Source organism: Bradyrhizobium sp. LTSP849, from assembly GCF_000938255.1.
Lineage (GTDB): Bacteria > Pseudomonadota > Alphaproteobacteria > Rhizobiales > Xanthobacteraceae > Bradyrhizobium.
Map to the genome: position 1 here is coordinate 150,015 of NZ_JYMR01000053.1, position 18,310 is coordinate 168,324.

General features: G+C 63.9%; 17 protein-coding genes. 1 reads left to right on the forward strand and 16 read right to left on the reverse strand.

What is annotated here, in order from left to right; genetic code table 11:
• Positions 1–167 precede the first annotated feature (167 nt).
• The 12 genes from lpdA to eno form a co-directional block, all read right to left on the reverse strand.
• On the reverse strand, positions 168–1,589 hold the full coding sequence (gene lpdA / locus UB31_RS34350; protein ID WP_045014040.1) for a dihydrolipoyl dehydrogenase: 1,422 nt from the start codon (positions 1,587–1,589) through the stop codon (positions 168–170).
• Between the two features lie 131 nt (positions 1,590–1,720).
• Complete coding sequence (locus tag UB31_RS34355; RefSeq protein ID WP_045014188.1) at positions 1,721–3,073, reverse strand: pyruvate dehydrogenase complex dihydrolipoamide acetyltransferase; 1,353 nt, start codon at positions 3,071–3,073, stop codon at positions 1,721–1,723.
• Between the two features lie 62 nt (positions 3,074–3,135).
• On the reverse strand, positions 3,136–3,588 hold the full coding sequence (locus UB31_RS34360) for a nucleoside deaminase (RefSeq protein ID WP_050032285.1): 453 nt from the start codon (positions 3,586–3,588) through the stop codon (positions 3,136–3,138).
• 2 nt (positions 3,589–3,590) lie between these two features.
• Positions 3,591–3,893 (reverse strand): DUF5076 domain-containing protein, encoded by a 303-nt coding sequence (locus UB31_RS34365; RefSeq protein ID WP_045007551.1) that lies wholly within the window; start codon positions 3,891–3,893, stop codon positions 3,591–3,593.
• Positions 3,894–3,896: 3 nt separating this feature from the next.
• Positions 3,897–5,282, reverse strand: coding sequence for a pyruvate dehydrogenase complex E1 component subunit beta (locus UB31_RS34370; protein ID WP_045014041.1), 1,386 nt, complete (start codon positions 5,280–5,282; stop codon positions 3,897–3,899).
• 29 nt (positions 5,283–5,311) lie between these two features.
• Entirely contained in the window at positions 5,312–6,334 is a 1,023-nt protein-coding gene (gene pdhA, locus UB31_RS34375) for a pyruvate dehydrogenase (acetyl-transferring) E1 component subunit alpha (protein ID WP_045014042.1), read from the reverse strand.
• Between the two features lie 170 nt (positions 6,335–6,504).
• Entirely contained in the window at positions 6,505–7,893 is a 1,389-nt protein-coding gene (locus tag UB31_RS34380) for a glycerophosphodiester phosphodiesterase family protein (RefSeq protein ID WP_050044902.1), read from the reverse strand.
• 124 nt (positions 7,894–8,017) lie between these two features.
• A complete protein-coding gene (locus UB31_RS34385; RefSeq protein ID WP_045014043.1) occupies positions 8,018–8,335 on the reverse strand; it encodes an FtsB family cell division protein in 318 nt (105 codons plus the stop codon).
• A 120-nt stretch (positions 8,336–8,455) separates the two neighbouring features.
• On the reverse strand, positions 8,456–9,007 hold the full coding sequence (locus UB31_RS34390; protein ID WP_045007555.1) for an NADPH-dependent FMN reductase: 552 nt from the start codon (positions 9,005–9,007) through the stop codon (positions 8,456–8,458).
• 183 nt (positions 9,008–9,190) lie between these two features.
• Complete coding sequence (locus tag UB31_RS34395) at positions 9,191–10,189, reverse strand: MBL fold metallo-hydrolase (RefSeq protein ID WP_045014044.1); 999 nt, start codon at positions 10,187–10,189, stop codon at positions 9,191–9,193.
• 111 nt (positions 10,190–10,300) lie between these two features.
• Positions 10,301–11,440: a zinc-binding dehydrogenase gene (locus UB31_RS34400; protein ID WP_045007557.1), complete on the reverse strand. Its 1,140-nt coding sequence runs from the start codon at positions 11,438–11,440 to the stop codon at positions 10,301–10,303.
• Positions 11,441–11,476: 36 nt separating this feature from the next.
• Positions 11,477–12,760 (reverse strand): phosphopyruvate hydratase, encoded by a 1,284-nt coding sequence (gene eno, locus UB31_RS34405; RefSeq protein WP_045014045.1) that lies wholly within the window; start codon positions 12,758–12,760, stop codon positions 11,477–11,479.
• A 126-nt stretch (positions 12,761–12,886) separates the two neighbouring features.
• Between eno and queF the strand changes: the two genes are divergently transcribed.
• Positions 12,887–13,375: a preQ(1) synthase gene (gene queF, locus UB31_RS34410; RefSeq protein ID WP_045014046.1), complete on the forward strand. Its 489-nt coding sequence runs from the start codon at positions 12,887–12,889 to the stop codon at positions 13,373–13,375.
• A gap of 14 nt (positions 13,376–13,389) precedes the next feature.
• Here queF and UB31_RS34415 read toward each other — a convergent pair whose 3' ends face one another.
• The 4 genes from UB31_RS34415 to kdsA all read right to left on the reverse strand — a co-directional run bounded on the left by UB31_RS34415 (position 13,390) and on the right by kdsA (position 18,237).
• Complete coding sequence (locus UB31_RS34415; protein WP_045014047.1) at positions 13,390–13,776, reverse strand: TfoX/Sxy family protein; 387 nt, start codon at positions 13,774–13,776, stop codon at positions 13,390–13,392.
• A gap of 161 nt (positions 13,777–13,937) precedes the next feature.
• Positions 13,938–16,031, reverse strand: coding sequence for a methyl-accepting chemotaxis protein (locus UB31_RS34420; protein WP_045014048.1), 2,094 nt, complete (start codon positions 16,029–16,031; stop codon positions 13,938–13,940).
• 143 nt (positions 16,032–16,174) lie between these two features.
• Complete coding sequence (locus tag UB31_RS34425; RefSeq protein ID WP_045014049.1) at positions 16,175–17,386, reverse strand: MFS transporter; 1,212 nt, start codon at positions 17,384–17,386, stop codon at positions 16,175–16,177.
• Positions 17,386–18,237: a 3-deoxy-8-phosphooctulonate synthase gene (kdsA, locus tag UB31_RS34430; protein WP_045014190.1), complete on the reverse strand. Its 852-nt coding sequence runs from the start codon at positions 18,235–18,237 to the stop codon at positions 17,386–17,388. Before kdsA ends, UB31_RS34425 begins: the two co-directional genes overlap by 1 nt.
• Positions 18,238–18,310: the final 73 nt, after the last annotated feature.

Sequence of the window (18,310 nt, forward strand, 5' to 3'; positions counted from 1 at the left end):
CGAGGTGCGAGCCATGCGGCGCAACGCGCCGGATGGGGAGCCTCGAAGGGCGACAGCCCGGCTGCCACGTCTCGGCCGTTCATCCTTCGAGGCTCAGCCAACGGTGCTCCGCACCGCTGACCTCGCACCTCAGGATGACGGGTCTGACGGGTGCCCTCGCGCAACCATCAAATATTCAACACCCGCCCGTAAGCATCCAGCACGGCTTCCTTCATCATCTCCGACAGCGTCGGATGCGGGAACACCGTGTGCATCAGCTCTTCTTCCGTCGTCTCCAAATTCATGGCGACGACATAGCCCTGGATCAGCTCGGTGACCTCCGCGCCGACCATGTGGGCGCCCAGCAGCTGGCCAGTCTTCTTGTCGAAGATCACCTTGACCAGGCCCTGGTCCTCGCCGAGCGCGATGGCCTTGCCATTGCCGACGAAGGGGAAGCGGCCGACGCGGATCTCGCGACCACCTTCCTTGGCCTTGGCTTCGGTCAAGCCAACGGAGGCGACCTGCGGGTTGCAATAGGTGCAGCCGGGGATCAGGAGCTTGTCCATGGGGTGCGGATGCAGTCCCTTGATCGCCTCGACGCAGACCACGCCTTCATGCTCGGCCTTGTGGGCCAGCATCGGCGGACCTGCGACGTCGCCGATGGCGTAGATGCCGGGGATGTTGGTCTTGCCGTAGCCGTCGATCACGATGCAGCCGCGGTCGGTTTTGACGCCGAGCTTTTCGAGGCCGAGATTTTCGATGTTGCCGACGACGCCGACGGCCGAGATCACACGCTCGAACTCGGTCGTGACCGGCTTGCCCTTGCCGTCGTCGATGGTGGCGACGACGCTTTCGGCCTTCTTCTCGAGCTTCGTCACCTTGGTCGAGGACATGATCTTGAGGCCCTGCTTCTCGAGACGCTTGCGGGCAAGGCCCGCGATCTCGGCGTCCTCGACGGGCAGGATCTGCGGCAGCACCTCGACCACGGTCACGTCCGAACCCATGGTGTGGAAGAAGGAGGCGAACTCGATGCCGATCGCGCCGGAGCCGACGACCAGCAGCGACTTCGGCATCTTCTCCGGCACCATCGCTTCAAAATAGGTCCAGATCAGCTTCTTGTCGGGCTCGAGCCCCGGCAGCACGCGCGGCCGCGCGCCGGTCGCGACGATGATGTGCTTGGCTTGGTAGCTCCCCTCGCCCAGCGCACCCTTCGGTCCCTCGACGTCGGACTTCTTCACGGTGACCTTGCCGGGCGCGTCGATCGAAGCGGCGCCCCAGATCACGCTGACCTTGTTCTTCTTCATCAGGAAGCCGACGCCGTCGTTCAGCCGCTTCGAGACGCCGCGCGAGCGCTGCACCACGGCCTTCGGATCGAACGAGACGTTGTCGGCCGACAGGCCGTAATCCTTGGCGTGCTGCATGTAGTGATAGATCTCGGCCGAGCGCAGCAGCGCCTTGGTCGGAATGCAGCCCCAGTTCAGGCAGATGCCGCCGAGATAGGATTTCTCGACGATCGCGACCTTGAAGCCGAGCTGGGCGGCACGGATCGCGGTGACATAGCCGCCGGGACCAGAGCCGATGATGATGACGTCGAAGGATGTGTCGGCCATTGCGGCTCCCATTCAACTGAACTTCATAGGGTGGGCAAAACGAAGCGTGCCCACCGCCTTCCAACGCTATGAAATAAGGCGGGCACGGCGCCTTGCGCCTTTGCCCACCCTACGTATTCACCGTCCGCGGCTCACACCATCATCATGACGGGGTTTTCGATCAGCTGCTTGAACGCGCCGATCAGCTCGGCGCCGAGCGCGCCGTCGATGGCGCGGTGATCGCAGGAGAGCGTCACGCTCATCATGTCCGCGATCTCGATCTTGCCCCCGCGCACGACGGGGCGCTCCTCGCTGGTGCCGACCGCAAGGATCGTCGCATGCGGCGGGTTGATCACGGCGGTGAAGTGGCTGATGCCGAACATGCCGAGGTTGGAGACCGCGGTGGTGCCGCCCTGGTACTCTTCCGGCTTCAGCTTGCGCGAGCGGGCCCGCGCCGCAAAATCCTTCATCTCGTTGGAGATGGTCGACAGCGTCTTGGTCTCGGCCTTGCGAATGATCGGCGTGATCAGGCCGCCAGGCATCGCCACGGCGACGCCGACGTCGGAATGGTGGTGCTTGACCATGCCGGATTCAGTCCAGCTCACGTTGCAGTTCGGAATCTTCTGGAGCGCGACCGCCATCGCCTTGATGACGAAGTCGTTGACCGAGATCTTGTAGAGCGGCTTCTTCTCCTTGTCCTTCGGCGCGGCGGCGTTGATCTCCTCGCGTGCGGCGAGCAGCTTGCCGATGTCGCAGTCGATGGTGAGATAGAAGTGCGGGACGTTCTGGATCGATGCGGTCAGGCGCTGCGCGATGGTGCGGCGCATGCCGTCATGCGGGACGACCTCGTAGGAGCCGGGCGCGAACAGCGACAGGATCTGCTTGTCCGACATGGTCGGCGCGACCGAGGGCGCGGCGGACGGAGCTGCCGCGGGTGCCTTGAGGCCCTTGCCGGATTTGGCCTGCTCGACGTCGCGCGCGACCACGCGACCGTGCGGGCCACTGCCGGTGACCATCGCAACATCGATGCCGGCGTCCTTGGCGAGACGGCGTGCCAGCGGCGACGAGAACACGCGGCCGCCATGGCCGTTGCTCTGTGCGGCCGGTGCGGCAGCCTGCGGTGCCGGAGCAGCAGGCGGCGGCGCAGCCTTGGGCGCGGCCGGCGCGGGCGCCGGTGCGGCAGCAGGAGCCTGAGCAGCCTTTGGCGGCGCAGCCGCGGCGCTGGGCTTCGCAGCTCCGGCACTAGCGGCCTTCACGTCCTCGCCTTCGCCGGCCAGCACCGCGATCACGTCGTTGACCGGGACGTCCTGCGTGCCCTCGGGCACCAGGATCTTGGCGATCGTGCCCTCGTCGATGGCCTCGACCTCCATGGTCGCCTTATCGGTCTCGATCTCGGCGATGACATCGCCGGATTTGACCTTGTCGCCTTCCTTCTTCAGCCACTTGGCGAGGTTGCCCTTCTCCATCGTTGGCGAGAGAGCGGGCATCAGGATGTTGATGGGCATGCTGACCTCAAGAAGAACTTTGCAAAAATCCATCTCCGACAGCGAAGACGAACAGACCAGGTTTAGTTGCCGATGTCGCCCTGCCACAGGCGCTCATTGGCAGGGATGGAACGCCAATTCTTCATCATGGTGATGGAGCGGTCGTCGGCAAGGTCGATCCAGGGGATTCCGAACTTGTCGAGGATGTCCTTGGAGCCCGGGAAGGTAACGGATTCCCCGATCACCACCAGTTGGACCTTGAACAAAGCGAGCGCGCCGGCACACATCGAGCATGGCGACAGCGTGGTGTACATGACGGTATCGTGGAATGTGATCGCGCCGGCCTCGCGCAGGCAGCTCATCTCGCCGTGCAGGATCACGTTGTTCTCCTGCACGCGGTTGTTGTGGCCGCGAGCGATGATCTTGTTGTCGCGGGTCAGCACGGCGCCGATCGGCAAGCCGCCCTGCGCGATCGAGGCTTCCGCCTCACGGATCGCCTCGAGCATCAAATCGAAATGATGGGCTTCGATCGCCACTGTCAGTGCCCCTTCCCGCGCGGTGTCGTGGTGCCGGTGTCGGTCGGCCGCTCGATCTCGGCCTGGAACATATCGAGGATCCGGTTCATGGCGTCCTCCTCGGTATATTCGCTCTCGCGCGCATAAGCACGCGCGGCGTGGCGGGCGAGATCGACCAGCAGCAGGCCCCACATGTCGGGCTCCTCGAAGGCCCGCTGGAACGCCATCGACAGCCCGCCGTCCAGCACGAATACGCGCAGAATCTCGACCGCATCATCGCGGGCGAGGACGTCGGGCGGCAATGGCTGCTCCTTCGGGCCCGCCATGGCCTACCTGTAGCAGACAGCTTTGGCGGCCTCGACAACTTCGGCCACTGACGGCAGCGCGAGCTTTTCCAGGTTCGCGGCATAGGGCATCGGCACGTCCTTGCCGGTGACACGCGCGACCGGTGCATCCAGATAGTCGAACGCGTTTTCCATGATGCGCGTGGCAATCTCGGCGCCGACGCCGCTCTGGGCCCAGCCTTCTTCCACCGCGACGGCGCGACCGGTCTTCTTGACCGAGTTGATGATGGTCTCGGTGTCCATCGGCCGCAGCGTGCGCAGATCGATCACCTCGGCCTCGATGCCGTCCTTCGCAAGCTCGTCGGCGGCCTTCAGCGCATAGGACATGCCGTTCGACCAGGAGATGATCGTGACATGGCTGCCTGAGCGGACGATGCGCGCCTTGCCGATCGGGATCACGAAGTCGTCGAGCTTCGGCACCTCGCCGGTGTGGCCGTAGAGCATCTCGTTCTCGAGGAAGATCACCGGATTGGGATCGCGGATCGCAGCCTTGAGCAGGCCCTTGTAATCGGCGGCCGAGAACGGCGCGACGACCTTGAGGCCCGGGATGTTGGAGTACCAGGACGCGTAATCCTGGCTGTGCTGGGCGGCGACGCGCGCGGCAGCGCCGTTCGGGCCGCGGAACACGATCGAGCAGCCCATCTGGCCGCCGGACATGTAGAGCGTCTTGGCGGCGGAGTTGATGATCTGGTCGATCGCCTGCATGGCGAAGTTGAAGGTCATGAACTCGACGATCGGCTTCAGCCCGGTCATCGCGGCGCCAACGCCGATGCCGGCAAAGCCGTGCTCGGTGATCGGCGTATCGATCACGCGCTTGGCGCCGAACTCCTGAAGCAAGCCTTGCGTCACCTTGTAGGCGCCCTGATATTCGGCGACCTCTTCGCCCATCACGAAGACGTCCGCATCGCGGCGCATTTCTTCGGCCATGGCATCGCGCAGCGCTTCGCGGATGGTCTGCGTCACCATCTCGGTGCCGGCGGGCACTTCCGGATCGGGCTCGGCGACGTGCGGCGCGGGGGCAGCCTTGGGTGCAGGCGCCTCAGCCTTTGCGGCGGCCGGTGCTGCGGACTCCGCGGCCTTCTCTTGCTTGGCCGGTGCGGGCGCTTTCGCAAGATCAGCCGCGGTCTCGCCATCGGCAAGAATGGTCGCGATCGGCGTGTTGACGGGAACGTCGGCGGTGCCCTCGGCGATCAGGATCTTGCCGAGCGTACCCTCATCGGTCGCTTCGACCTCCATGGTCGCCTTGTCGGTCTCGATCTCGGCGATGACATCGCCCGACTTGATCGTCTCACCCTCTTTTTTCAGCCACTTGGCAAGGTTGCCCTTTTCCATCGTGGGCGACAACGCGGGCATCAGCACTTGAATTGGCATATCGACTCCAAAAGAAAGCTTGCGCGCGTTCAGCGATAAACGTCGGTCCAGAGCTCGGCGGCATCCGGCTCGGGATCATGTTGGGCAAAGTCGGCAGACGCGTTGACGATGTCGCGCACCTCGGCGTCGATCGCCTTCAGGTCGGCCTCGCTCACCTTGGCAGCCAGGAGGCGATTACGGACCTGCTCGATTGGATCCTGGTCGTGGCGGACCTTCTCGACTTCCTCACGCGTGCGGTATTTTGCAGGGTCGGACATCGAATGGCCGCGATAGCGGTAGGTCTGCATTTCCAGGATCATCGGTCCCTTGCCGGCGCGGCACCAGGCCGCAGCTTCGTCGCCGGCAGCCTTCACGGCGCGGACGTCCATGCCATCGACCTGCATGCCGGGGATGTTGAAGGACGCGCCGCGCTTGGAGAAATCTTGCTGCGCAGAGGCGCGCGACACCGCGGTGCCCATGGCGTAGCGGTTGTTCTCGATGACGTAGATCACCGGCAGCTTCCAGAGCTCCGCCATGTTGAAGCTCTCATAGACTTGGCCCTGGTTGGCCGCACCGTCGCCGAAATAGGTGACGCTGACATTGCCGTTACTGCGATAATTGTTGGCAAACGCGAGACCGGTGCCGAGCGAGACCTGCGCGCCGACGATGCCGTGGCCGCCGTAAAAGTGCTTCTCCTTGCTGAACATGTGCATGGAGCCGCCCTTGCCCTTGGAATAGCCGCCGCGCCGGCCGGTCAGCTCGGCCATGACGCCGTTGGCTTCCATGCCGGTGGCCAGCATATGGCCGTGATCGCGATAGCCGGTTATGACCTGATCGCCCTGCTTCAGGGCCATCTGCATGCCGACCACCACGGCCTCCTGGCCGATATAGAGATGGCAGAAGCCGCCAATGGCGCCCATGCCGTAGAGCTGGCCGGCCTTTTCCTCGAATCGCCGGATCAGAAGCATGTCGCGGAGCGCCTTGAACTCCTGCTCCTTGGTGAATTCCGGGGGAGAACCGCCGTTGATCTTGTCCTGTGGTGCGCTTGCGGCGGCTTTCTTGAGTGCGGCCATGGGAATTCCGGGTCAGAGAAATCTAAGTCCTCTCTAACCTAACTCAATCGCGCGCGAAAGCGCTGCGGCGGCATGGCACGACTTTCATTATGCCGCACTGCAACGTGGTCGAAATTTTGCAAAACCTTTGACGCCGATCAGGCAACATTAGCTCCGCCGCGAAGCCGGGCTCACCAGCCCAGCTCTCGCAGATAGGCTGTGCGGGCACCAACGCCGGTATGCGTGAAGTCGGTGAAGACCCCATCGACGCCGAGACGGAAGAATTTGAGATATTCTTGGGCCGGATCGGCGTGATAGTCGGCGGCCAGATATTTCTTCTCGTTCCGGAACGTGAAGACATGCACGAACAGGCCGAGCTTGTGCGCATCGGCAATCAGGCTGGTCGGCTCCTGCGTCGAAGCCTCCGGCGTTGATCCCTTGTAGGGCGTGCCGTCGGCATTGCTGTCCTTCCACGGCGCAATCTTGAGCGGAACGATGTAAGCCTTCCACGGCCCGATGCCATCGGCATAGGACTTGATCTCGCTAAGGCCCTCCGGGGTCAGCATCGCATCGTACAGGCGCGCGTCACCCGACACCGTCCAGTCAAACGGACGGGAATTGGTGATGTTGTTGAGGAGGACCTTGCCAGTCTTGAAGTCGATGCCGTTGCCGTCGACGAGCTGGACCTGCCGCGTCTCCAGGCCATGGCTGCGCATATATTTGAGGCTGCCGGGCTCGAAGCTCTGAACAAGGATGGGCGCGTCCTTCGTATTGAGTCCGTTCTCCTTGATGATCTTGATCAGGGCATCCTCGAGCGGATGGCTGCCGGGCGCGCCGCAGCCATTGGCGATCGCCTGGGCATTGTTCCAGGTCGGATTCTTGGTTTCGGGATAGACGAGGATGGAACGCCCCGTCTCCTTGCTCTTGGCCTTGGCGATGTCGATGATGTCCTGGAAGCTGATAACCGGGAACTTGCCGTTAGAAACCTTCGGCCTTTCGTTGGCCGCATCATAGGTCGTGCCGGCGATCCAGCTCTTCAGCTCGGCCATGGTGAAGTCGGTGATCGACCAGTCGTTGGTGTGGTCTTCGCCGTCGACGATCAATGACTTCAGCACCGATTTGGGATCGGCCGGATCGGTGAGATCGATGAGGTAGTCAACCGGCCCGCTAGTCGGAGACGGAGCTTTGACGCGCACACCGGGCACCGTGCGCTTGCGGGCGGCGACCGCCGCATTGGTCTTCGCCACTTCGGCAACATTGGTGTTGTCGGCCAGCCAGGGGTTGTGGCGAGCAACCAGCACGCAATCCTTGGTGAGATGCAGGTCTTCTTCGAGCGCGTCAGTCCCCAGCGCCGCGGCGAGCTCGTACGACGCCTCGGTCTCCTCGGGCATCAGCCCGGGCACGCCGCGATGTCCGAGAATCAACGGTGCTTTTCCGTCAACGGTCAGGAAGTGCTTGGCGCTGGCCGGCGCCGGGCCAGTCTGTGCGAAGGCCATCGACGATGGAAGCAACGCCAGGGCCGCCGCGCCGAGCAGCATCGCTCCAATATGTACCTTCCGCTGCAAACGATTGTCCCGCATCACAAGCCTCCATCTTCACGGCATCGCATCGAATGCCGGGCTTGTCGTCTTGTCTCACTTCTCTGACAAGCAGATGACGAAAAGGGGCGAAAACGAGCCTTCGCTTGCGACGGGGACGCTCTGTTCAGTTCGCCGGGGTCATCCGAACGAGATCATGCGGATTGGCATAGTCGAGCTGATAGCGCGCCCGCTCGTCCAGCATGTCGGGATCGATCTTCTCGGAGCGCAGCAGCGACACGCGCTGCTCATTCCTGGCGCGCTCGCGCTTGAGCTGCGCCAGCTCGCTCGTCAGCGCGATGATCTCCTGGTCGAGTTCCTGGCGGGCGTTGAGGCCGTATTTGCCGGTATAGGCGTTGACGCCGAAATAGCCGACGATGGCGGCCGCCATCGCGTAGAGGGCGAGACCGGTCAGGATCGATTTCAGACGCGCGCGGGAGACCATTTTGGCAAGATGGGGCAGCTTGGTTAAGGGAGTGCTAATGTCCCCTGCCCGGCCTCGCTCCGATGCCCCGCCCCAAACGTCATGCCCGGCCTTGTGCCGGGCATGACGGAGAGCGCGTCCTCAGCCGTGATGCTTCGCCACGTGCGCAGCGAAGGCGTCGATATACGCCTGGAGCACGGGCTTCAGGGACTCCTTGGCCAGATTGCCGTCGGCATCGAAGGCATCGCCGACCGCGTTCAGATAGATCTCCGGCTGCTGCATGATCGGGCCGGTGATGCCCGGCAGGATGTTCTGGAGCGTCTTGGCGGCGCTGACGCCACCAAGCGGGCCCGGCGAGTTGGAGACGATGCCGACCGGCTTGCCGTTGAACGAGCTCTTGCCATAGGGCCGCGAGGCGACGTCGATAGCGTTCTTCAGAACGCCCGGGATCGCGCGGTTGTATTCCGGCGTGACGAAGATAACGCCGTCCGACTTCTGGAGCTTATCGCGGAAAGCCAGCCAGTCCGCGGGCGGCGCGCCCTCGAGATCCTGATTGAAGAACGAGATGCCTGCCAGTGTGACGACCTCGAGCTTCAGGGAAGCCGGCGCTAGCTTTGTGAGCGCATTGGCGATCTTCAGCGAAAAGCTGTCCTTGCGCAGGCTGCCGGCGATTACGACGATGTTGTAGGCCATGGGTTGTCCTCGAAGTCTTGAGCGGGAGTGCCGGGGCGGGACTTAAGCGATCCCGGCCAATGGATGCAAGTGCATGTACCGGCTGGATTTGGAAACCCAGCGTTTCACGAAAGCAGACGGTCGCTCAAAACAATCAGGCCGCCAAGAGGCGGCCCGATCTTTAGCGCAACTGCGTCACCTCGATCAGATCGTTGGATTCCACGCCGACGGGATCAGGCGGTATTTGGCACCGTCCTTCTCGACATGTCCAACCGAGGGGAAGGTGAAGTGGAAGCCGATCACAGTTGCCTTCTCGGCCGCCGCCATGTCGTAGAATTTGTGGCGCGTCTGCTGCGCCAGGGGACCGTCGGTATCGAACGCAACGTGCCAGTCCGGATTGCGCAGAAAGAACTCCGGGATGTTGGTGACGTCGGACTGGATCAGCACTTTTGCGTCGCCCGAAGCGATCGCGAAAGAGGTGTGACCTGGCGTGTGGCCCGGCGTCCCGATCGAAGTGATGCCTGGCGCGACCTCCTTGCCCCAATCATACTTCGTCACCTTGGATTCGAGGCCGGCAAAGGTCTTCTTCACGTTGGCAAAGTAGCCCTTCATCATCGCATTGGACTCGGCCTTGGCGGCGTTGTCTTCGCTGGTCCAGAATTCCCAGTCCTTGCCCGGCACCATGATCTCGGCATTCGGGAAGGCGAGCGCGCCGTCGGCCAGGCGGATGCCGTTGGTGTGGTCAGGATGCAGATGCGACAGCAGCACGACATCGATCGTCTTGGGATCGACGCCGGCAGCCTGAAGGTTTTGCAGCGTGCGGCCGACCGCGCCCTTGCTCGCCTCGAGATTGGCGACGCCGTTGCCGGTATCGATCAGCACGAGCTTGGAGCCGGTGTTGATGAGCTGCGGATTGAACGGCACGGTCACCATGCCCTTCGGCATGTAGGCAGCATCGGCCGCGGCGAGGGCTTCTTCCTTCGGGATGTTGACGACGAACTTGTCGGGCATCGGGAACGAACGCGCACCGTCATTGATCGAGGTGCACTCGTAGGACCCGACCTTGTAGCGGTAGAAGCCCGGCGCCTGCGCGCCGCTTTGCGGCACCGCCGCATTGGTTGCAATTGGTCGCAGTCCGGTCACGGCAGCTGCGCCGACAGCGGCGGCGCCTGCGAGCAGGTGACGGCGTTTGAGATCTATCATGGAGATGTCCCCTTCTGAGCGCTGTGCGGTTTTTCCGCTTTTAACGCGGCGGAATAATCTCCCGCTTCGCTCAGAAGGCAAGACCTTCTTTCGGTGATGTGCCGTCGTACATCACGAAGATTTATTCGGGTTGATGAGGAATTTTTCGCCGGTGGCACGTTTGGCGTAGACCGCGATGTTGGCCGGTTCGAGCGTCTCCTGCAACGACACCACCTTGGTGTAATGGCTAGCGAAGGTCGTCTTCAACTCGTCGACCACGCGCTGGCGAAGTTTCGCGCCGTCCGCCTGCCCGATCTTCATCAGGAACGGAAACAGCAGCCAGCCGCCGACGCCCCAGGCCATGCCGAAGCCGCGTGGCAATTCGATCGGGCGGATATCGAGTCCGCCGTAAACATAGACCTGCTTGTGCACGTTGGAGCCGTAGCGGCTGTATTCCTTCGCGGTCTTGTTGATCGCGACTTCCATGCAGTTGAGGATATCGCCCGCGAGCTTGCCGCCGCCAATGGCGTCGAAGGCGATGGTGGCGCCGGTCTCGACCAGCGCGTTGGTGAGATCGCCGAGGAAGCTCGGCGCAGAGGAGTCGACGACATATTTAGCACCGATCTTGTGCAGGATGTCGGCCTGCTCCTTGCTGCGCACGATGTTGACCAGCGGGATTCCGTCCTTGATGCAGATCTTGTTCAGCATCTGGCCGAGATTGGAGGCGGCCGCGGTGTGCACCAGCGCCTTGTGGCCCTCGCGCCGCATGGTCTCGGTCATGCCGAGCGCCGTCAGCGGATTGACGAAGCATGACGCGCCTTCCGCCGGCGTGGTGCCTGATGGCAGCGGCAGGCACTCGCGCACCTTGAGAGTCCGATACTGGGCATACATCGCGCCGCCGATCATGGCGACGGTCTTGCCCAGCAGCGCCTTCGCTGCATCGGACGAGCCGGTCCTGATGACGACGCCCGCGCCCTCGTTTCCGACTGGCATCGATTCATCGAGGCGAGCCGCCATCGCCCGCATCGCACCCTCCGGCACCTTCGCGGTGATGACCGGAGCGTCCTTCGTGCCGGAGGCCTTCGTCGTGCTCATGTCGGCGGCGCCGACCAGAAGCCCGAGGTCGGATGGGTTGATCGGCGCCGCCTCGACGCGGACGACGACCTCGTCCGGGCCAGGCTCGGGGGTCGGCACGTCGACGAGCGAGATCTCGAGCTCTCCGCTTGTCTTGATCAGCGAACGCAGTTGCAGGCCGCTCTTGCCGTCGCTCATGTCGATCCTCCCTTGTTGCCTATTCGAGGCGCTGGCTTATGCCAGCGCCTTCAGTGCCGCCTTGCCGCCGTAGAGCCCCTGCTTGCCGAGCTGCTGCTCGATGCGCAGGAGCTGGTTGTATTTGGCAGTGCGATCGGAACGTGCAAGGGAGCCGGTCTTGATCTGTCCGCAATTGGTGGCGACCGCGAGGTCGGCGATGGTGGAATCCTCGGTCTCGCCGGAGCGGTGCGACATGACCGAGGTGTAGCCGGCCTTGTGGGCCATCTCGACGGCGGCGAGCGTCTCGGTCAGCGTGCCGATCTGGTTGACCTTGATCAGGATCGAATTGGCGCGACCGGCCTTGATGCCGTCTGCCAGGCGCTTGACATTGGTGACGAAGAGATCGTCGCCGACCAGCTGGCACTTGTTACCGATGAGGTCGGTGAGCTCCTTCCAGCCGTCCATGTCGTCTTCGGACATGCCGTCCTCGATGGTGACGATCGGATAGCGGCCGACGAGATCGGCGAGATACTTCGCCTGCTCGGACACCGAGCGGGTCTTGCCCTCGCCTTCATAGACGTACTTGCCGTCCTTGAAGAACTCGGTCGAGGCGCAGTCGAGCCCGATCACGATGTCGGAGCCCGCCTTGTAGCCGGCTTTGCCGATCGCGTTCATGACGAACTCGAGCGCGGCATCCGCCGACGGCAGGTTCGGCGCAAAGCCGCCTTCGTCGCCGACATTGGTGTTATGACCGGCCTTCTTCAGCTCGGACTTCAGCGTGTGGAAGACTTCCGCGCCGCAGCGCAGGGCCTCGGCAAAGCTCGAAGCGCCGACCGGCAGGATCATGAACTCCTGGAAGTCGATCGGGTTATCAGCGTGCATGCCGCCATTGATGATGTTCATCATCGGCACCGGCAAGAGCCGCGCCGAGGTGCCGCCGACGTAGCGATAGAGCGGCATGTCGAGCGAGTTCGCGGCCGCCTTGGCGACGGCGAGCGAGACGCCGAGGATGGCATTGGCGCCGAGCCGGCTCTTGTTCGCGGTACCATCGAGATCGATCATGATCTGGTCGATCTGGACCTGCTGCTCGGCATCGATGCCGCTCAGGGCCTCGAAGATCTCGCCATTGACGGCGCCGACCGCCTTGGTGACGCCCTTGCCGAGATAGCGGGCCTTGTCACCGTCGCGCAGTTCCACGGCCTCATGGGCGCCCGTGGAGGCGCCGGACGGCACCGCCGCGCGGCCAAGCGCGCCGTCTTCCAGCACGACGTCGACCTCGACGGTGGGATTGCCGCGGCTATCCAGGATTTCGCGTCCGATGATGTCGACGATGGCGGTCATGAGGGCCTCTTTTCGGGGAACGGAGGGGGCAGTTGGCGGTGCTTCTACCGCAATGCATCGGAGCGGAAAAGGCCGGGTGACGGCCGCGCGATGATTGGCTAAGAGGGCCACCACGGAGGCGGCCTGATGTCGAAAAAGCCCAGCAAATCGAACACCTCACCTGCAAACTCACCTTCTTTGCAGCTAGGACGTGCCGTGGAATGGCCAGATGCGCCCGAAAAGGCGAAGCTCGACCGCGTGCCGAATCCGCAAGGAGGGACGGATTACCTGGTCCGTTTCACCGTGCCGGAATTCACCTCGCTCTGCCCGGTCACCGGCCAGCCGGATTTCGCCCATCTGATGATCGACTACGCGCCCGGCCAATGGCTGCTGGAGTCGAAATCGCTCAAGCTTTACATCGCGAGCTTCCGCAACCACGGCGCCTTCCACGAAGACTGCACCGTGATGATCGGCAAGCGCATCGCGTCCGAGATCAAGCCAAAATGGCTCCGCATCGGCGGCTATTGGTATCCGCGCGGCGGCATCCCGATCGACGTGTTCTGGCAGACCGGCCGCGTGCCGAAGGGCCTGTGGGTGCCGGAGCAAGGCGTCGCGCCCTATCGCGGGCGGGGTTAACCAGGCCAGAGCGATTATCTCAGAGGCCGCCGCTTGGTCGCCCGCTTTGGCGCTGTCGGCCCTCTCTTACGCGCGACGCGACGTGCCGCCGCCAGCGCCGAGCGCGCCCAGGTGACGAGTTCATCGGGTTCATCGAAAAGCCGCTCGGGCGCTCGCCAGAACGAGAGATCGATTGAGCCGCCCCGCTTCTCATAATTGAGCGGCGGAAACGACTCCGCTTCCTTGAAAGCCACCCGGTTGTCGTCATCAACCCGGAAGTAGAGCGTGTTGTCACGGACCATCCCGAGCATGAATCCATCACAGAACACGCCGGTCTTGCCGAACATGCGCCGCACATTGATGTGTCCGAGCGGAGCGAGCTGCTCGCGCAGGAACTCGACGAAGCTGTCGCTGGCAACCATCTCCAGTCCTCAGCGGGGCGGCTCGAACTCGAGGCCTCGTTTCGCCTGACGATATGGGCCCCACGTTGGATTTGTGACAGGATTCCGCGTCGTCTCAAGCAGGAATCGCCGCACCCCGATGCCGCGCGGGTCTTCCTGACTTGTGCTTCTGCCCGGCAGCCTTACGCCACCGCACGCACCTTGGTGATGAAGCTGTCCACCTCGCCCGTGAGCGAGGACGACTGGCTCGACAAATTGGCGGCGGCCTTCAGCACGCCCGACGCGGCGCGGCCGGTCTCGTTCGCCGCTGACGAGACGCTGGCGATATTGCGCGTGACGGTCGAGGTCGCTTCCGCGGTGTGCTGGACGGTGTTGGCAATCTCGGCGGTCGCCTTGTTCTGCTCCTCGATGGCGGCAGCGATGGTGCGATTGATGCTCGAGACTTCCTCGATGGTCTTGACGATGCCGTCGATGGCGGAGACCGCCTTCTGCGTCGCGCCCTGGATCTCCGTGATCTGGGCGCTGATCTCTTCGGTGGCTTTCGCCGTCTGCGACGCGAGGTTCTTCACCTCGCTTGCCACGACCGCAAAGCCGCGCCCGGATTCGCCGGCGCGCGCGGCCTCGATCGTCGCGTTCAGTGCCAAGAGATTGGTCTGGCCCGCGATCGAGGTGATGAGACCAATGACCTCGCCGATGCGGTCGGCACCGTCGGCAAGTGCGCGCACGGTGCTGTCGGTCTCCTTGACGGTGACGACCGCCTGCTCGGTGGCGCGGCTCGCCTGCTCGACCTGGCGGTTGATCTCGCGGATGGAGGCATTGAGCTCCTCGGCCGCGGCCGCGACCGTCTGCACGCCGCCGCCGACCTGGTCGGCCAGCGTCGAGGCCGAGCCGGCCTGGGTCTGGGCTTCCGCCGCCGTGCCCGACATCGAGCGTGCCGTCGTCTCCAACTCGCTGGAGGCGCTCGAAAGCGTCTGCACCATCTGGCCGATCCGGCTTTCGAACTGCCGCACCAGGCCCGAGAGCTCGGACGCGCGCTTCTCCTTGTCGGCGCGTTCGACGGCCTGATCACCCGACAGACGCTCGGCGTTGATCATGGCATCCTTGAACACCTGCAAGGCCGCGGCCATGCGGCCGATCTCGTCATTGCGGTCGAGGCCCGGCACCTCACTGGCGAAATCATGCGCTGCGAAGCGGGTCATGATGCCGGTGATCGCGGTCAGCGGCCGGGTGACGCGGTTGCGCATCAGCATCAGCCCGCCAATCGTCAGCGCGAGAGAGGCCGGTAGCAGGAGCCCGAACAGGATCAGGCCGATGCGCGCTTGCGCTGTGTCCTCTTCCGCACGCGAGATCATGTTGGCGAGCGCAGACTGGGTGGCAATGACGAGCTTCTCGGCGCCGGCAAGCTGGCGGTTGCGGAAATCGAGACCGGTGATGCCGGCGGGCTCGCCCTTCAACAAGCGGGCTGCAACGGTGTTACGCTCGTCATAGAGTTCGCCGGACATGTTCGGCTCGGCGTCGCGGATCGCCTGCAACAGCGCAGGCGACGCGGCATTCACGCTCAGATTCCGCACGATGCTCCAGGCCGCCTGCGAGCGCCCGCGCAGATCGGCGAAATCGGTGCCGTCGGAGGCGGCCCAAGACTTGTTCGCCAGGATCGTGCTGAACTGCGACAGGATGGTCTGGCCGACCGTCGCGCGGGTCAGCCAGGCCGACTGCTTGACCAGCAGCAGGCGGTCGACGACCGGATCGATCAGGGTCATGCTGTTGTCCAGATGCGCGGTCACCTCGCCGATCGCATCCATATAGGCGTCGGATGCCTTGGCCCAGGCCGGGGTCAGGGTCGCATCACGCGCCGCCTTCTCCTGGCGCAGCGCTGCCGTGGAGCGCGCCCGCAGGCCGTCGACGTCCTGCCAGGTGCCACGCAGCTTCTGCACGCGCTCGGCGAGGCCGGGCAGATCGAGCTGCTCGAGGGTCTGGAGCGCCTGCCCATAGTTCTTGATGGCTACCGCGCGCATGTCGGCGATGGCGCTGAGCGTGTTCTCAGGGGTCGGCACGGGCGCCGACAGATTGCTCAGCGTATCTCCGCGCTCGAGCCGGAACACCACCAGCGCATTGGTCATGTCACGGCTCGCGATCGCAAGTGACACGATGCGGTTGCTGTCGGCATAGCGGCTGACCGCCTGCTTCAGGCTGTAGGTGCAGATGAGGACGAGGACGATACCGAGAGAACCGACCACTGCCCCGAGAATGCGGGCGACCGAGCGTTGCTTTTGCATCTGACGATCCGATGGAGTGATGCCGCAACCGACGGCTTGGCGGCACTCTACGAATCGAAGGGTGAGATTTGATTTAAGATTGAAGGGATGCCGCTACCGTTCTTTCCCGGAAAAATACGGACATCGGTAATTCGATACTTCCGTCAGGCCCGCGCGTCGGACGGCGCCCGCTGTTTGAGCAGCCGGGCGCAGACGAGCCCAAGAACCACCATGATCGCGGCACTCGTCATCAGGGTCGGCACCTTGCCGCCGTGCTGGAGGCCAAGGCCATAGGCCAGCGGTCCGACGGTCTGTCCCATGAAGAAGAAGAACGAATGCAGCGACATCGCCGTCGCCCGCGCTCCGATCGACAGCTCGCTGGCGAACACCTGCAAACAGCCATGGATCATGTAGAAGCCCCAGCCCATCGCCAGCATGCTGACGAACTGGAGCTTCCAACCGGGACCGAAGGCGAGCGCACCGAGCTGGAGCGCCACGAGGCTCGCGCCCGCGATCATCATCCCCTTGACGCCGAGCAGCGGTAGGAAGCGCGACACCGTGAAGGTGTAGAACAGCCCGCCAATTGCAAAACCCGCGATCACGATGCCCGCAATCGACAGCGACTTCTCACCGAGATCAAACAGAAGCGCGGCGATGAAGGGAAACAGGCCGAACACGCAGCAGCCCTCGACGAACACGGCCGAGTAGCAGTAGCGCGTGTTGGGATTGGCAAAGATGGTGCGGTAGCCCTGCCGCAAGGTCTTGAAGTCGGTCTTCGGCGGAGCGGCAAGAGCGGCACCGCGAAAGCCCACCGCCACCGCCGCGGCCGCGATCAGGCCGAGCGCACCGAGAACCACCAGCACACCTCGCCAGCCGATGAGATCGCCGATGATGCCGGAGGCCGACGCGCCAAGGAGATTGCCGGTCATTGAACCCGCCATCGTGCGCCCGATCGCGACCTGCCGCTTGGCCGGCGCGACGAGGTCGGCGGTCAGGCCGAGGGCGACCGGAAACACGCCGCCCGAAGCGATCCCCGCCAGGATGCGGCTCGCGAACAAGCCCGAGAAGGACGTGGCGAGCGCGCCCAGGATGCAGGCCACGCCAAGCAGCGCCAGACACAGCGTCATCAATCGCGCCTTGCCGAACAGATCGGCGGCGGCTCCGACAGCGGGCTGAACCAGCGCGTAGATCAAGGCAAAGCCGGCCGCAACGCTCGCCGCTGTCGTGATGCTGACCGCAAAATCCTCCGCGACATGCGGCAGGACAGGATCAAGCGCTCGCGTCGACAACGCCGCCGAGAATCCGGCGAGCGCGATGATGTTGATCGCGGGTGGAAACTTCTGGTCGGACGACGGCCCGGTCACAGGCTGGTGCATCAGCGCGGAGTGCTCTTGGCCAGCGCGTCGAACGCCATCAGCTTGCGGATGAGCCCCTCGAACTCGCGCAGCGGCACCATGTTGGGCCCGTCCGAAGGCGCATGATCGGGATCGGGATGGGTCTCGATGAAGACACCGGCGACGCCGACCGCCACGGCCGCGCGCGCCAGCACCGGTACGAATTCGCGCTCGCCGCCTGAGGATGCCCCCTTCCCGCCCGGCTGCTGCACCGAATGAGTGGCGTCAAAGATCACGGGCGCACCGGTGGTGCGCGCCAGGATTGGCAGCGCGCGCATGTCCGAGACGAGCGTGTTGTAGCCGAAGGACGCGCCGCGTTCGGTGACGAGCACATTGGGATTGTTCGCGCCGGTGATTTTGGCGACGACATTCGCCATGTCCCAGGGCGCAAGAAACTGCCCCTTCTTGACGTTTACGACCTTGCCGGTTGCGGCCGCCGCGAGCAGCAGATCGGTCTGGCGGCACAGGAAGGCCGGGATCTGCAACACGTCCACCGCCTGCGCCACCTCGGCGCATTGCGCGGCGTCGTGCACGTCGGTCAGCACGGGTAGTCCAATCGATGAACGGATCTCGGCGAAGATCGGCAGTGACTGCGCAAGCCCGAGGCCGCGCGCCGCCGAAGCGCTGGTACGGTTGGCCTTGTCGAACGAGGTCTTGTAGACGAGGCCGACGTTCAGCCGCGCCGCGATCTCCTTCAGCGCTGAGGCCACCTCCAGCGCATGCTGGCGGCTTTCGAGCTGGCATGGCCCGGCAATGATCGAGATCGGCAGATCATTGCCGAATTTGACCGTGCCAATGGTAACGACCGGGGCCGCTGAATTCGAAGAGCTCAAGGCCAATATCCCTCGTTTCGCCGCGACCATAGCGGCGATGAGGGGGCGATCAACCCCATTCGTCCGGGGCTAT